Raw genomic sequence first — 14,503 nt, forward strand, 5'->3', positions numbered from 1 at the left:
AAACCAGAAGCGAGGGAACGGGACTGTGCTCGGTTCCACCAGGGAGTCGATTGCGTCGGCTCACAGTATTGTCGTGAAGATCGGGTCGTCCGCACTGACCAGTTTGGTTGCGGGCCTCGATACCCATCGGCTGGATCTGCTGGCCGACGCCATCGAAGCTCGCATGCGTGCGGGTTCGGACGTCGTTGTGGTGTCCTCCGGTGCCGTGGGTGCCGGATTGGCTCCACTGGGGCTCACCAAACGACCTCGCGACCTCGCAACAAAGCAGGCGGCAGCCAGCGTCGGACAGTTGGCGCTGGCTCATGCCTGGGGTACGTCCTTTGCGCGCTACGGGCGAACCGTGGGGCAGGTTCTGCTCACCGCTGACGACATCGCTCGGCGGACACAACACCGCAACGCTCAGCGCACCCTCGATCGACTTAGGGCATTGCACGCGGTGGCGATCGTCAACGAAAACGACACTGTCGCAACAACAGAACTCCGTTTCGGTGACAACGATCGACTGGCCGCATTGGTGGCTCACCTCGTCGGAGCAGACGCGCTGATTCTCCTGTCGGATGTCGACGGTCTGTACGACGGTGATCCCCGGAAGGGTAGTGCCACACTGATTCCCGAGGTCAACAGCCCCGAGGATCTTGACGGCGTCGTGGCCGGTTCGGGTGGCGCGCTGGGTACGGGCGGCATGGCGTCCAAGCTCTCAGCTGCCCGTTTGGCCGCCGATTCCGGTGTGCCCGTTCTGCTTGCGGCTGCGTCCGACGCGGCTGCAGCCTTGAGCGGCGCCGATGTGGGAACCGCGTTTGCCGCGCGGCCCACCAGGCTCTCGGCCCGCCGGTTCTGGGTGCGTCATGCCGCAGATACGCAGGGCGACGTGCATCTCGATGAAGGCGCAGTTCGGGCGGTCGTCACAAAGCGTCGTAGCTTGCTGTCTGCCGGAATCGTCGGTGTCTCAGGTGATTTCCATGCCGGCGACGTGGTGTCGTTGATGGGGCCGGGGGAGAAGCCCGTTGCCCGTGGTGTTGTCGCGTTCGATGCGTCGGAGATCGAGGAAATCCTCGGACGCTCCACCGCGGATCTGCCGGCGGATATGCAGCGTCCGGTTGTTCACGCCGATGACTTGGTAGCGCTGTAGCTTTCGCTCGCCGCGAGAGCGGAAAGTGCTTCGGTGCAACCGATGTCGAGTTTGAGGGCGGCTAATTCGTCACCGCGGGTGAGTCCACGATTGACTATCGCAACGGGCTTTCCCGCTTTCGCGGCGTAGCGGACGAACCGTAGTCCCGACATGACGGTCAACGACGAACCGGCAACCAGTACGGCGTCGGCTTCGTCGACCAGGTTGTACGAGCGGGCAACTCGTTCCTTGGGGACGGACTCACCGAAGTACACGATGTCGGGCTTGAGAATTCCGCCGCACGCGCCGCAGTCGACAACGCGGAAATGCGCGGTCGACTCGATGACCGCATCTGCGTCCGGTGCTATCTCGACTCCCTTTGCCGCAGCAACAGTTTCGGCGAATCCTGGGTTGGCTTCCTCGAGTTGTTCGGCCAGTGTTGTCCGCGAGATCAAACGCTGACAGTTCAAGCAGCGAACCTGTGCGTACGTGCCGTGTAGGTCGATGACATTGCGGGCTCCGGCCTTGGTGTGCAGGAGGTCGACGTTCTGGGTGATGACTCCGACGGCTCGGCCACTGCGCTCGAGCGTCGCCACCGCCCGGTGGCCCTGGTTTGGCCGGGAGCTGTCCATGTACCGCCAGCCGATGTGGTTGCGCGCCCAGTAGTGGCGCCGGAACGCGGAATCGCCGATGAACTGCTGGAAAGTCATCGGATTGCGCGGCGGGGAATCGGGTCCGCGGTAGTCAGGGATTCCGGAGTCGGTGGAGATGCCCGCGCCGGTCAGAATTGCGAGTCGGCGCCCGGACAGGAGCTCGGTAAGGGCGTCGAGGCGACTGTCACTGGTTGGCACCATTCCAGGATAGGCCGTCAGCGTCAGTAGGCGCGCGCTTCCACTTTCAATATATAGCCGACTGGGGGGCTTGCGGCAAGGCCGGGGCAGTGCCGCAGAATGGCTCTTCCGATCCCAGGTGACTGAGGGATCGGAAGAGCCATGGAAGTGGAGGGGCACGTGCCGACCCAGGGGTACGAAGACGAATTGAGCGCCGAGCAGGCTTACGTGGAGGGGCTTTACGCGCGGCTCGATGCCGAGCGTGCGCGAGTGAAGGGGAGGTACACCACAGCATTGCGGGGAGACGGCGGAAACCTCTTGCAACGCGACGACGAGGTGCGCGCCCTTGCCACCGAGGCAAAGCGGCTCGATGTGGCAGACAACGGGCTGTGTTTCGGACGGCTGGACAGTCTCGATGGTGAGCACAGTTACATCGGTCGCATCGGCCTTCTGGACGCGGACAACGAGTACGAACCTGTGCTGCTCGATTGGCGGGCGCCGGCATCACGTCCGTTCTACGTCGCCACCGCTGCTCACCCGGAAAACATGCGTCGACGCCGCCAGTTCCACACGCGCGGACGTCGTGTGGTCGATTTCACCGACGAGGTGCTCGGCCGGCCGGGTGGTACCGAGCGGGGCGACGCGGCGTTGCTCGCGGCGGTCAACGCACCGCGCGGCAACGGAATGCGCGACATCGTGGCAACGATTCAGGCGGAGCAGGACGACATCGTCCGGCTCGATCACCCCGGGGTACTGGTGATCGAGGGTGGACCGGGAACCGGGAAGACCGTGGTGGCGCTGCACCGCGTCGCGTATCTCCTGTACACCCAGCGGGCGCGGATGGAACGCCACGGCGTACTGGTGGTCGGGCCCAACCCGGCATTCCTCACCCACATCGGCCGGGTACTACCGTCGCTGGGCGAATCCGACGTGGTGTTCATGACGACGGGTGATCTGGTGCCCGGTCGCAGTGTCACGGCTGAGGACCTTCCGGAGGCTGCCCGAATCAAGGGTTCCCTGAAGTTCCTGGACGTGCTCGCGGCTGCTGTTGCCGACCGGCAACAACTGCCCACGGAACCGGTGGTGATCGAACTCGCGGACGCTACGGTGCGGATCGACGCCGAGACTGCGCAGTGGGCCAGAGAAGAGGCACGCGCCAGTGGTCACGCGCACAACGACGCCCGGGCGGTGTTCACCGAGGTACTCACGTGGGCGCTCACCGAGCGCGCGATATCACGGATCGGCCGGGGCTGGCTGAGCCGGTCGGATCGCGACGCGTGGGAACAACTGCGGGAGGACCTGATCGAGGAGCTCACGGAACATGCCGGGTTCATCGCCGCGCTTGACGAACTGTGGCCGATCCTGACGCCGGAAACGCTTCTTGCAGAGCTGTATACGTCTACCGCGCGACTGCAGGCGGCGGGTGGCGACGCAGCGCTGCTGCGCGCGCAGGGTGACGCCTGGACGGTTTCGGATGTGCCGTTGCTCGACGAATTGGTCGACCTTCTCGGCCGGGACAAGCCCGTCGATCAGTCGGCTGAGCACGAACGCAAAGAGGAAGCCGCCTATGCCGCCGGCGTGCTGGACATGATGATCAGCCGCGAGGACCTCATGGACGACGAGGACCATCTGCTGGCTCAGGACATGCTGTACGCCGAGGATCTGGCCGATCGCTTTGTCGAGCTCGATACCCGCGACCTCGCCGAACGTGCTGCCGCTGACCGGGATTGGACGTACCGGCACGTCGTGGTGGACGAGGCCCAGGAACTATCCGAAATGGACTGGCGGGTGTTGATGCGTCGCTGCCCCGATCGATCCTTCACCGTGGTGGGCGATCTTGCTCAACGACGGTCTGCCGCCGGCGCGATCACGTGGAGCGCGATGATGGAACCGTACGTGCCTGGCCGTTGGGTCTACCGATCACTGTCGGTGAACTACCGCACTCCCGCCGAGATCATGAGCGTCGCTGCGGCCCTGCTCGCGGAGTTTGCGCCGTCGGTCTTGCCGCCGGAGTCGGTCAGGTCGTGTGGCGTAGCCCCGTGGTCGAAGCGAGTCGACCCCGTTGAACTCGGCTCCGCCATAGCGGAATTCGTACGCGATGAAGCCGGTCGCGAGGGCACAAGCATTGTCATCGGTCCACACGGTGTGCCGGGCACGGTGCCGGCGTCGGAGACGAAGGGCTTGGAGTTCGACGCCGTTCTGGTGGTGGAACCGGAACGGATCCTGGCCGAGGGTTCCCGAGGTGCAGCCGAACTGTATGTAGCCCTCACCCGTGCCACCCAACGCCTCGGCGTCCTACATCATGGCCCGTTGCCGGTAGCCCTGGCCGGACTTGACGAAGCCTGAGGATCAGTAGCCCGCGATTGGATCGACCAGTGCTGCGAGGGTCTCTCCGTTCGCAAACCGCGTCACGTTCTTGGACACGTGATCGGCGAACGCGGCCGGCCGCACTCCGGGGGGATTGGAATCGTGGGGAGTGATGATGGCGTTGGTCAGATCCCACAGCGGGTGGCCGTCGGGTAGCGGTTCGGGATCGGTGACGTCGAGTCCGGCGCCGCCGATCCGTTCCGTCGCGATTGCGTCCACCAGCGCATCGGTGTCCACGAGGGAACCGCGGGCGACGTTGATCACCCAGGAGTGTGGCTTCATCGCGGCGAGTTGCGTCGCTCCGATGAGATGGCGGGTTTCGGGCGTTGCCGGGGCCGCGATGACGAAGTGATCTGCGCGAGAAAAGATTTCGTTCATACGCATTGCCGGGTAGGTCGACAGGGCGCCGGGCACGGGGCTGCCGCTGCGATTGACTGCGATGCTGTCCGCCCCCTGTGCGGCCAGCATCGGGATCAACGCACGGCCGATCCCACCGGCGCCGATAATGGCCACGGTGGAACCCCGCAGTGTGCCGACCTTCGAGAAGAACTCGAACTGACGCCACGTCTTTGCCTCGATGTGGGCCGGCAGATGTTTGACTCCGGCCAGCAGCAACATCAGGGCGTGCTCTGCCACCGACGACGAGAACGCGCCCGCAGCAGACGTCCACGTGATGTAGGTGTCCTTCGGAATCACCCCGGCCTCGAACCAGTCCTCGATCCCGGCCGAGGGGAGCTGCACCCACCGGATCGACGGTGGCAAATCCCTCGGAAACGAATCCGGTGATCCGGCCCAGATCAGGGCGTCGGCCGACTCGAGCGGACTGATCAAACCGCCACCCCGAAGCACAGCACTGTCGAGCAGTGCATCGGGGGACGGGCCGATCGCTACACGTGGTGAGGTGTCAGTCGTCATGGTTTGACGCTACGCGGGCACCTCGACGAGTGGGTAGATTCCGTTCTCGTCATGTACCTCACGCCCGGTGACCGGCGGATTGAACACACACAGCATCCGCATTTCCGTGTCAGGTTCGACGCGGTGACGCTCGTGCCCGTTGAGCAGGTACATCGATCCGGGAGCGAGGTCGTACTCGGTGTTGTTGTCGAGGTCGATCAGCTTTCCGGTGCCTTCGACGAGCCAGACGGCCTCGACGTGGTTAGCGTAGTGGAAGGTGTTGACCGATCCTGCCTTGATGGTGGTCTCGTGGAACGAGAATCCGACGCGGTCGCCACCCAGGACGATGCGCTTGCTGCGCCAGTTGCCGTCCTCGCTGGTGATGTCGCGATCGGTGTCGGTGATCTCGGTGGTGGTGCGCACGATCATGGGGGAGTTCCTTTCTCTAGCTGCATACCTTGACGGTCGCTTCGGCCAGAATGGACAGGCCGTGTTCGATCTCGTCGTCGGTAATCGTCAGCGCGGGAAGCAATTTCACTACCTGGTCGGACGGGCCGGAGGTTTCCGCCAGCAATCCCTCGTCGAATGCCAGTTGGCAGACCTTGCCGGCCCGCTCGGGCTGCTCGAAGACGAGGCCCTGAACCAGGCCCCGGCCGCGGGTCGAGACCTCACCGGGGAACTGATCGGCGAGATTGGCGAAGCACTCGCTGATACGCGCGCCCTTCTTCAGGGTGCTCTTGGTGAGTGCGTCGTCCGACCAGTAGTGATCGAGTGCAACCTTCGACGTCACGAATGCCGGGTTGTTGCCGCGGAACGTTCCGTTGTGCTCGCCCGGGCCCCACACGTCGAGTTCGCGTTTGAACAGGGTGAGTGCCATCGGCATGCCGTAGCCGCCGATCGACTTCGAGAGTGTGACGATATCCGGAACGATGCCGGCCTCTTCGAAGGAGAAGAACGGACCTGTACGGCCACAACCCATTTGGACATCGTCGACGATCAGGAGGATTTCGCGATCGGAGCACAGTGTTGCGAGCGCCCGAAGCCACTCGGGGCGAGCGACATTCACGCCGCCCTCGCCCTGGACCGTCTCGACGATGACTGCGGCGGGACGGTTGATTCCGCTACCCGAATCGTCGAGGACGCGGGAGAACCACTGGAAGTCCTCGGTGACGCCGTCGAAGTAGTTGTCGAACGGCATCGGTGTCGAGTGCACGAGTGGTATGCCCGCGCCGGCGCGCTTCATCGAGTTGCCGGTGACGGACAACGCACCAAGAGTCATGCCGTGGAAAGCGTTGGTGAAGTTGATGATTGCTTCGCGGCCGGTCACCTTACGAGCCAGTTTCAGCGCGGATTCGACGGCATTGGTTCCGGTCGGGCCGGGGAACTGGACTTTGTAGTCCAGGCCGCGGGGTTCCAAGATGTTGCGCTGGAAAGTCTCGAGGAAGTCGCGTTTGGCAACGGTGGACATATCGAGTCCGTGGGTAATTCCGTCGCTGAGAATGTAGTCCACGAGTGCGGATTTCATGACCGGGTTGTTGTGCCCGTAGTTGAGTGCGCCGGCGCCGGCGAAGAAATCCAGGTAGTCGCGGCCGTTCTCGTCACGAATCCAGGATCCGGATGCGCTGGTAAATACTGCGGGCCAATCACGGCAATAGCTGCGAACCTCGGATTCGAGGGTTTCGAAAATGCTTGCTTCGACGGTATTCATATCTTCTTTGTTCCTCCGGGGCAGGTTGTTTACCAACGCGGAAACGCGCTAGTTGCCGATTCGGTACAGATCTTCGGCTTCGTGTCCATCGGGAAAGTTGTTGGGCGAGAACAGGCTCTGCCTACTGATCGGCACATCGCGCCGTCGGGCAAGCGCAGTGAAGAGTGCGATCGAAGCCTCGTTGTCGGGGCTGATCGTCGTCTCCATAGTTGTAACGCCGAGTGGTGCAGTGCGATCCATCAATGCGCCGAGCATGCGGCCGGCAATCGCCTTGCCGCGCTGGTCTTCGTCGACAGCCACCTGCCACACGAACAGGGTTTCCTGCTCGCTGGGCCGGGTGTAGCCGGAAACAAATCCGACCACACGTCCGTCAACTTCCGCAACGATGGACGTTGCACTGAAATCCCTGCACCACAACAGGTATGCATAACTCGAATTGAGGTCGAGCACTCGTGAATCACGTGCGATCTGCCAGAGCCGGACTCCGTCATCGATCTGTGGGCTTCGTAACAACACCGCGTCCGGCGCGGTGGTCGGGATAGCTCTCGTATCAACTGGCTTCATCGGTCATCTGAACGTAACAAGCATCGACACAGAAGTCATGCAGATGTCCGTTTAGGGCCGTGTGGAAGCGGGTACGGCCCAGGTGAGGCCATGTATGTGACGGTCCTCACATTGTGTAACTTTTGGTGTTGTCCGAGCGACTATTTGGGGCTCGCGAGCGCCAGTGGGAGTACCGAATGTGCGCCCGCTTGACGCAATGCGCGGGCTGCCATCGTGAAAGTCCAACCGGTGTCGGCCGTTGCGTCGACCAGGAGCACTGGCCCGCTGTGGGCACTCATATCCGGGACATCCCAGGCGTCAACCAATCCGGCTACGCGATAGGCGGAGTTTGCCGCTGAGACGGGCGGGTGTTCTGGGCGTAGTGACAGCACACCCAGATCTGTGAGTCGACCCACCTGAGCCAGCTTTGCTGCGAGGCTGCTGACAAGCAGTGGGTGAGTGTGGGATTCGAGCGCCATCACACCGGTGGGTCGCTCGGCCCAATCCCAGGCCGCCAGCACGCTGATGCAGGCGCTGACCACGGCGTCCGGCGCCTCGGCATCGGGGCCGTCGAGCAACGCGCGCAGGCGCTGGCCCCAGCCCAGGTCCGACAGGCGTCCGAGGATGCGTCCGGATTCGGGCCCGTCCTTGATCTTTCCCGAAAGGTTGACTCCCAGTTTGCTCAGCCCGGTCGGCCACATCTTGCGAGGTTCGAGGTCGAAACCGGGCCGCTGCAGGCGCGCCCGAGTCTCGTCGAGCGCTGCGCTGTCGACGGAAGTGTCGTACCGCTGACCGGTGCAGTTGTCGCAGCGTCCACACTGCGAGTTGTCCGGCGTGAGTCCGGGATCGTCGAGTTGTTCACGGAGAAAAGTCATTCGACAGGTGGTGATGCTCTGGTACTCGACCATGGCGGCCTGCTCGCTCAGGCGAGCTTCGTCGAGACGGCCGTAGCGTTCGGCGTCGTAGACCCACGGTTCGCCGGTGCTGATCCAGCCGCCCTTGACACGTTTGACGGCTCCGTCGACGTCGAGCACTTTGAGCACCATCTCCAGGCGCGTGCGATTCAGTTCGACAAGGGGTTCCAATGCCGGTGTCGATGTTGCCTTTTCGGTGTCCAGGTGCTCGATCACACTGCGTACCAGGTGTTCGCGAGGGAAGGCAACCGACGCGAAGTAGCTCCAGATCTGCTTGTCTTCGGCGCCGGGAAGCAGGATGACGTCGGCGCGATCGGTCGAACGACCGGCGCGGCCGACCTGCTGGTAGTACGAGATCGGCGACGACGGAGCGCCGAGATGGATCACGAAACCGAGATCCGGCTTGTCGAAACCCATTCCGAGTGCAGACGTTGCAACCAGTGCTTTGACGCGGTTGCCCAGCAAGTCCTGTTCCAGGGATTCGCGCTCGGTGGGGTCGGTCTGTCCGGTGTAGGCGGCGACGGTATGCCCACGCTCGGACAGCAGACTTGCCAGATCTCGTGCAGCTGAGACGGTGAGGGTGTAGATGATGCCGGAACCCGGCAAGGTGTCGAGCATCTGCGCAAGCCAGGCTGCGCGCGCTGTTGCCTCGGGAATGTGCACGACGGACAGGTGCAGCGATTCTCGCTCGAGTCCGCCGCGCAGGATCAGTGTTTCCTCGCCGCCAACACCCAGTTGTGCCGAGACGTCGGCCACTACCCGGTCATTGGCCGTAGCCGTTGTCGCGAGGACGGGAATGCCGTCGCCGAGTTCGGCGATCAAGGTGCGGATGCGCCGGTAGTCCGGACGGAAGTCGTGACCCCAGTCGGACACACAGTGCGCTTCGTCCACCACAACGAGGCCCGCATCAGCTGCCAATGACGGCAGCACCTGATCGCGGAAGTCGGGGTTGTTGAGACGCTCGGGGCTGACCAGGAGAACGTCGAGATCGTTGGCAGCTACCCGCGCGTGGATGTCGTCCCACTCGGTGACGTTGCCGGAGTTGATGGTGGCGGCTCGAACACCCGCTCGCTCGGCCGAGGCAACCTGGTTGCGCATGAGGGCCAACAGTGGCGAGACGATGACAGTCGGGCCGTGACCGGACGCACGTAGCAACTTCGCGGAGATGAAGTAGACCGCGGACTTACCCCAGCCGGTGCGCTGCACCACCAGCGCGCGCTTGCGCTGCACCACCAGAGCCTCGATAGCCGTCCACTGGTCCTCGCGCAGGCGGGCGTCTGGCCCGGCGAGTTCACGGAGCAGACGCTCGGCTTCATCGCGCAGTACGGGTGCAGTGGTGGCGGTCATGGCTTCCATGGTGCAGGACGGCACCGACAGGTGGGCGTTTCAGACCTTCTCGATCGGCTGCTGAAGTTCGGTTACCCAGCCGTCGGCGTCACCCGTGAACGCCAAGGTCACCTCGCGGCTCGGCCCGGCCGCGCGGTATCCGCCCTGCTCGATCCAGTGGCCAAGTGCCTGGTAGGCGGGTAGGCAGTTGTCCATCGACCCGGTGTGCAGGAGCGTCGCCATCTGGGGTTCGGCAGGCAGATCGGTCACGGTGAAGTCATATTCGTCACTGGGGTCCGTTTCTACTGGCAAAGCGGCGTGGACGACGGTCTTCGCCCCGTCATCGGCATCTTCGTAGTACGCGATCGCGGGGCCGGTCGGAACCAGACCGGCGCGTCCTAATCCAGCGCTGAGCTGGTCGTAGAGTCCTTGGACAACCGGGCCGATCGACGACGGGTCCATGGCTTCGGCGGTGCCGGTCAACTCCGCCACCCGGACGGTGGGCACGGACTTCACGGAAACTTCGTAGTCGGTCATCTTTCAGCCTCGTTTCGGTAAGTGACGCTCGATGGAGGATCGGGTCGGCGATGACACCGCTGCGCCGTTCACAGTAGTTGCGAGAGCGCCTGCGATGGCGGCAAAGTGCAGAGCGCGATCGCTGTCGAGTACCCATTCCACCGCGAAGGCACCGGTGAAGGCGTCACCCGCGCCGGTGGTGTCTACGGGCGTCACCGTCGGGGAATCCGCGTGAACGGTCGTGTCGCGCTCGCGCAGATCGGCACCACCCGCGCCCAGTGTTGTGACGAGGTACGGAACTCGATCGGTGACCGAGCCGAGCTGGGTCGATTCGGTGTGATTCACGATCAGGATGTCCACCGAGCCGATCAGCTCTTCCGGAAGGTCCTGCACCGGTGAGGGATTGAGGATGACGACGGTGCCGTTGCGCCGGGCGTGTCGCGCCGCGGCGGTAACAGTGGCAAGGGGAATTTCGAGCTGGCACAGCAGGATATCCGCGCCAGCGATGGCACCGAGGTCGTCTTCGGTCAACTCGGTGACGGAAGCATTTGCGCCGGCAACCACGATGATGCTGTTTTCGGCGTCAGCGTCGACGGTAATTGCGGCAACTCCACTGGCACCGTTCACGCTACGCAGCAGTGAGGTATCCACCCCGGCGTCGGCGAGAGTGCTGCGCAATTGGGTAGCAAAACCGTCGTCGCCGACTGCGCCGATGAACGTGACGTCACCGCCTGCCTTTGCTGCCGCGATCGCTTGATTACTGCCTTTGCCACCTGGCGTAGTGGCAAAGGCAGTGCCGAGCAGGGTTTCACCGGGGGCAGGAAATCGGGGGATCGAGGTGGTCAGGTCCATGTTGATGCTGCCGACGACAACAATGCGGGGCTTGCTCATACCTCCAGGTTATCGGCGGCAGCAGTTTTCTTCCGTCGAACCCTGCGGATGATCCGCCTGGCCTCTTCGTCGGTGGACACCGCCGGTGGTGAGCCTTCGAGTGGCTTGCGCGCTGTTTCCGGAATCATCAGCACCGCGATGCCGCCGATGACTGCGGCGATCATCATGTACATCGGCGCGACAAGATTGCTACCGGTCGTACTCTCGAGTGCCGTCAAGACCAGGGGAGTGGTGCCGCCGAAGATCGACACGGCAAGGTTGTATCCGATTGCCAAGCCGCCGTATCGGATTCCGGTCGGGAACAGTGCGGGAAGGACCGAGGGGAACACTCCGACAAACAGGAGAAGCAGTCCGCCGAGAATGGCGAGTCCGAGGAAAACGGTGACGTAGTTGCCCACTCCGATCAGCAGGTACGCAGGCAGCGACAACACGAAGAATCCGATGAAACCGCTGAGCAGCAACGGCTTACGTCCCACCCGATCGGATAATTTGCCGACGTAGCTGATGCCGACCATCATGACGAGCATGACCACGATCATGAGAACCAGTCCGTGGGATTCGTCGTAGCCGAGGGTATTTGTCAGATAGGTCGGCATGTAGCTGAGCAGACCGTAGTGAGCGATGTTGTAGGTCGCGACCAGCACGATGCACAGAACAAGTGGTCGCCAGTTCTCGACCAGCGTTTCGCGCAGTTTCTTCCCCGTGGATTCGTCGGCGAGAGAACGTTCTTCGGCCTGTTCCATCTGCTGAAACGCGGGCGTCTCCTCGAGTCGAAGGCGCAGGTAGAGGCCGATCAGGCCGAGAGGCCCGGCAAGGAGAAACGGTATGCGCCAGCCCCACTGGAGGAGCTCTTCCGGGCTGACCACTGTTTGGATGATCGTCACAAGGCTCGCCGCGGCGACATAGCCGGCCAGGGTGCCGAATTCCAGGAAGCTGGAGAAGAAGCCGCGACGCTTGTCCGGCGCGTATTCGGCGACAAACGTACTGGCACCGCCGTATTCGCCGCCCGTGGAAAACCCCTGCAGTAAGCGAAGGAGTACGAGCAGTATCGGCGCGGCCATGCCGATGGATTCATAACTCGGTACGAGGCCGATGGCAAAGGTGCTGCCGGCCATCAGAATTATGGTGGTGGCCAGGACTTTCTTGCGGCCGATGCGGTCACCCAGTGGCCCGAAGAACAGGCCACCCAATGGCCGGACGATGAAGGCAGCAGCGAAGATCGCGAAGGTCGACAGCAATTGCGCACTGCCACTGGCCTCTGGGAAGAATACTTTGCCGATAGTGGTGGCCAGATAGGCGTAGACGCCGAAATCGAACCACTCCATGGCATTTCCGAGCATGGTCGCTTTGACTGCCCGTTTCACCGATGCGTCGTCGGTGACGGTGACATCAGGTGATTCGGCCACTTCGAGAGCGCTGATCGAGTTCTCTGGTGTTGTCATGACATGCGCTCCCCAGCGCAATCATCGAACCGAGCGGGGCACGTACCTGATGCACGCATCTTTGTCTTGCCCACTCGCCGATGAGCCGGTTGGGAACATGATGTCCGCGGGCCCTGTGGCTCGATGCGACCCCCGTCGCTCGGCTCTGGCTCGCGGCAGTGTCCGAAGCCCTGGTGGGCTCCGGACGTCCGGCAAGTAAGACATTCACGCTATCAAAAGATAACGCAGAAAACGATTCTCGGGTGTGAAGTGCTATTTCACCATCCACAGCTCCTCAGGCAAGGTTGACCCGACCGTGTACATCTCAACGCCTTGCACATTCTTTCCTGACACGACGGTCGGTGCTGAACGTGTATACCACACACCGGGATTGAGCTCGATCAGTCGTTGCTGCGCGATCTCGTACGCAGCTGTGCGTGCCTCGACAGTTGTTGCGGTGCGGCCTTCGTCTAGTGCTGTGTCTAGTTGTCGATCGTTGATACCCGTGTAGTTTCCTCGAGATGTGGAGTGAAAGGTGTTCCATAGCGACGAATCCGGATCTTGAATCGTGGACGACAGAATAATCATGTCGAATTCGTGAGCGGCGATCCGTGGGACTCCAGCGGCGAAGTCGATTATTTCGACCTTCGCGTCGACGTTGTCGAAGGTACTCAACTGGGCTTGCAGCGCCTCTGCAACAGCTTTGTTCTCGGGTGTGGAGTATGCGAGGAAGGTGAAGGAAAGGGGTTTCCCTGCTGCGGCTAGCTCGTCGAAAAGTTCTTGCGCAGTGGCTTTATCGGATTGTGGTAGAGCATTCGGTGTATAGAAGGGAGAGCCTTCGGTGAATAACGTCTCCGGGATCTTCCCCTTGCCGTTGTACACGGCGGTGTTCATCGCATCCAAATCTACCGCGAGGGTAACGGCACGGCGAGCACGTTCGTCGTCGAATGGTGCACGCCGCATATTCATTCCGATGAATTGTCCTCCGCCGGTCGGAACGGTTTCGGTGGGGAAACCGGCGTCCTGTGCGTCGGCGATGCTCGACCAGCTGGCTTCCATCGCGATATCGGCGCCTCCGGTCTTGATCGAGTTGATCCGTTGGGTGGTGTCCGTGACAGTTCGCAAGGTGATCTGATCCAAGTACGGCTTCGGCGCATCCCAATAGCCCGGGTTCTTCTTCAGTTCCATTGCGCTCTGTCGTTGCCAGCTGACCAACTCGAATGGTCCGGCGCCGATCGGTGCGTCGTTGAATGCTGCCTGGCCCTTCGCTAGAGCAGTCGGCGACGCTATCCAATTCATGGCGCTCGCGACCAGAGAATGGGCGAAATGCGGGTTTGGTGCCACCATCGTTACTTCGAGCGTGGCGGGGTTCACCACCTTCGAGGCGGCTACCTGCGAAGCTTGAGGGAGCGACGGCGATGCAGTTGCCGGTTCGCGGAGTCGATCCCAGTTGAACTTGACCGCCTCGGCGTCGAGTGGTGTGCCGTCGGTGAACATCAGTCCGGGCCGAAGTATCAGTGTGAAAGTTGATCCTCCGTCATTGGTTTCGAACGCTTCGGCCATGGTGTATTCGATGTCGAGAGTCTCGGAATTGTTGATCATCAACGTTCCGTACAGGGCGTTCCCCACCAGTCCGTTTGCCATCCACACGTTGATCATCGCGGCAGGATCGAGTGAACGTGGCTCACCGCCCTGAATGGCCGCCAGTGTGCCACCGGCAACAGGATCACCCACTGCGTCGGGGGAGCTGTTTGTGTTGGCGGTAGTGCTTCCGCATGCGCTGACCAGGAGTGACGCGGACAAAGCTGCGATCAGAACATGTTTGTATCGGATCATGTGGACCTCTCAGTCGATGTCGAAACTGTGATGCCAGCAGCGAGGGCGCGGTGAACCCTCTTCGCCGGATTCTCGGGAAGGTTACTTCGAAATGCAAGAATATTATTCTTTTTTGTGGAAATATCATTTTGGATCAGTTTTCGCGGCGT

12 protein-coding genes are annotated in these 14,503 nt (G+C 62.3%); 2 read left to right on the plus strand and 10 right to left on the minus strand.

Features of this window, described 5'->3' with window-relative positions:
* Positions 1-25 precede the first annotated feature (25 nt).
* Positions 26-1,129, plus strand: coding sequence for a glutamate 5-kinase (gene proB / locus CJ178_RS00565; protein WP_033232894.1), 1,104 nt, complete (start codon positions 26-28; stop codon positions 1,127-1,129).
* Here the strand turns inward: proB and CJ178_RS00570 are convergent.
* Complete coding sequence (locus CJ178_RS00570) at positions 1,102-1,962, minus strand: NAD-dependent protein deacetylase (RefSeq protein ID WP_033232896.1); 861 nt, start codon at positions 1,960-1,962, stop codon at positions 1,102-1,104. The genes proB and CJ178_RS00570 overlap by 28 nt on opposite strands.
* A gap of 156 nt (positions 1,963-2,118) precedes the next feature.
* On the opposite strand from CJ178_RS00570, the gene helR reads away from it, so the two are divergent.
* Positions 2,119-4,284 carry an RNA polymerase recycling motor ATPase HelR gene (gene helR / locus CJ178_RS00575; protein ID WP_179300704.1) on the plus strand — a complete coding sequence of 722 codons (2,166 nt, stop codon included), beginning with the start codon at positions 2,119-2,121 and terminating at the stop codon, positions 4,282-4,284.
* Between the two features lie 3 nt (positions 4,285-4,287).
* Here the strand turns inward: helR and CJ178_RS00580 are convergent, their stop codons facing one another.
* From CJ178_RS00580 to CJ178_RS00620, 9 genes are all read right to left on the minus strand, one after another.
* Positions 4,288-5,220 carry a D-isomer specific 2-hydroxyacid dehydrogenase family protein gene (locus CJ178_RS00580; protein ID WP_095885903.1) on the minus strand — a complete coding sequence of 311 codons (933 nt, stop codon included), beginning with the start codon at positions 5,218-5,220 and terminating at the stop codon, positions 4,288-4,290.
* A gap of 9 nt (positions 5,221-5,229) precedes the next feature.
* Positions 5,230-5,628, minus strand: coding sequence for an ectoine synthase (locus tag CJ178_RS00585; RefSeq protein WP_033232898.1), 399 nt, complete (start codon positions 5,626-5,628; stop codon positions 5,230-5,232).
* Between the two features lie 16 nt (positions 5,629-5,644).
* Positions 5,645-6,907 (minus strand): diaminobutyrate--2-oxoglutarate transaminase, encoded by a 1,263-nt coding sequence (gene ectB / locus CJ178_RS00590; protein ID WP_045066943.1) that lies wholly within the window; start codon positions 6,905-6,907, stop codon positions 5,645-5,647.
* A gap of 48 nt (positions 6,908-6,955) precedes the next feature.
* The gene (ectA, locus tag CJ178_RS00595; protein ID WP_033232901.1) at positions 6,956-7,471 is read right to left on the minus strand and encodes a diaminobutyrate acetyltransferase; all 516 of its coding nucleotides are present in this window, start codon (positions 7,469-7,471) and stop codon (positions 6,956-6,958) included.
* A gap of 140 nt (positions 7,472-7,611) precedes the next feature.
* On the minus strand, positions 7,612-9,711 hold the full coding sequence (locus tag CJ178_RS00600) for a RecQ family ATP-dependent DNA helicase (protein ID WP_095887773.1): 2,100 nt from the start codon (positions 9,709-9,711) through the stop codon (positions 7,612-7,614).
* Between the two features lie 39 nt (positions 9,712-9,750).
* Positions 9,751-10,227, minus strand: a complete 477-nt coding sequence (locus CJ178_RS00605) for a GyrI-like domain-containing protein (RefSeq protein WP_095885904.1) — start codon at positions 10,225-10,227, stop codon at positions 9,751-9,753.
* A gap of 3 nt (positions 10,228-10,230) precedes the next feature.
* On the minus strand, positions 10,231-11,097 hold the full coding sequence (locus CJ178_RS00610) for a ribokinase (RefSeq protein ID WP_095885905.1): 867 nt from the start codon (positions 11,095-11,097) through the stop codon (positions 10,231-10,233).
* Complete coding sequence (locus CJ178_RS00615) at positions 11,094-12,539, minus strand: MFS transporter (RefSeq protein WP_033232904.1); 1,446 nt, start codon at positions 12,537-12,539, stop codon at positions 11,094-11,096. Before CJ178_RS00615 ends, CJ178_RS00610 begins: the two co-directional genes overlap by 4 nt.
* Positions 12,540-12,791: 252 nt before the next feature.
* Positions 12,792-14,354 (minus strand): ABC transporter substrate-binding protein, encoded by a 1,563-nt coding sequence (locus tag CJ178_RS00620; RefSeq protein ID WP_045066948.1) that lies wholly within the window; start codon positions 14,352-14,354, stop codon positions 12,792-12,794.
* Positions 14,355-14,503: the final 149 nt, after the last annotated feature.

Source organism: Rhodococcus sp. ACPA4 (assembly GCF_002300185.1).
GTDB classification, from domain to species: Bacteria; Actinomycetota; Actinomycetes; order Mycobacteriales; family Mycobacteriaceae; genus Rhodococcus_F; species Rhodococcus_F globerula.

What these genes read in the sequence shown, in the direction of transcription:
- CJ178_RS00570 (WP_033232896.1), bottom strand. Translation starts at nt 1,962, where the DNA reads ATGGTGCCAACCAGTGACAGTCGCCTCGACGCCCTTACCGAGCTCCTG.
- CJ178_RS00580 (WP_095885903.1), bottom strand. Translation starts at nt 5,220, where the DNA reads ATGACGACTGACACCTCACCACGTGTAGCGATCGGCCCGTCCCCCGAT.
- CJ178_RS00585 (WP_033232898.1), bottom strand. Translation starts at nt 5,628, where the DNA reads ATGATCGTGCGCACCACCACCGAGATCACCGACACCGATCGCGACATC.
- ectB (WP_045066943.1), bottom strand. Translation starts at nt 6,907, where the DNA reads ATGAATACCGTCGAAGCAAGCATTTTCGAAACCCTCGAATCCGAGGTT.
- ectA (WP_033232901.1), bottom strand. Translation starts at nt 7,471, where the DNA reads ATGAAGCCAGTTGATACGAGAGCTATCCCGACCACCGCGCCGGACGCG.
- CJ178_RS00600 (WP_095887773.1), bottom strand. Translation starts at nt 9,711, where the DNA reads ATGACCGCCACCACTGCACCCGTACTGCGCGATGAAGCCGAGCGTCTG.
- CJ178_RS00605 (WP_095885904.1), bottom strand. Translation starts at nt 10,227, where the DNA reads ATGACCGACTACGAAGTTTCCGTGAAGTCCGTGCCCACCGTCCGGGTG.
- CJ178_RS00610 (WP_095885905.1), bottom strand. Translation starts at nt 11,097, where the DNA reads ATGAGCAAGCCCCGCATTGTTGTCGTCGGCAGCATCAACATGGACCTG.
- CJ178_RS00615 (WP_033232904.1), bottom strand. Translation starts at nt 12,539, where the DNA reads ATGACAACACCAGAGAACTCGATCAGCGCTCTCGAAGTGGCCGAATCA.
- CJ178_RS00620 (WP_045066948.1), bottom strand. Translation starts at nt 14,354, where the DNA reads ATGATCCGATACAAACATGTTCTGATCGCAGCTTTGTCCGCGTCACTC.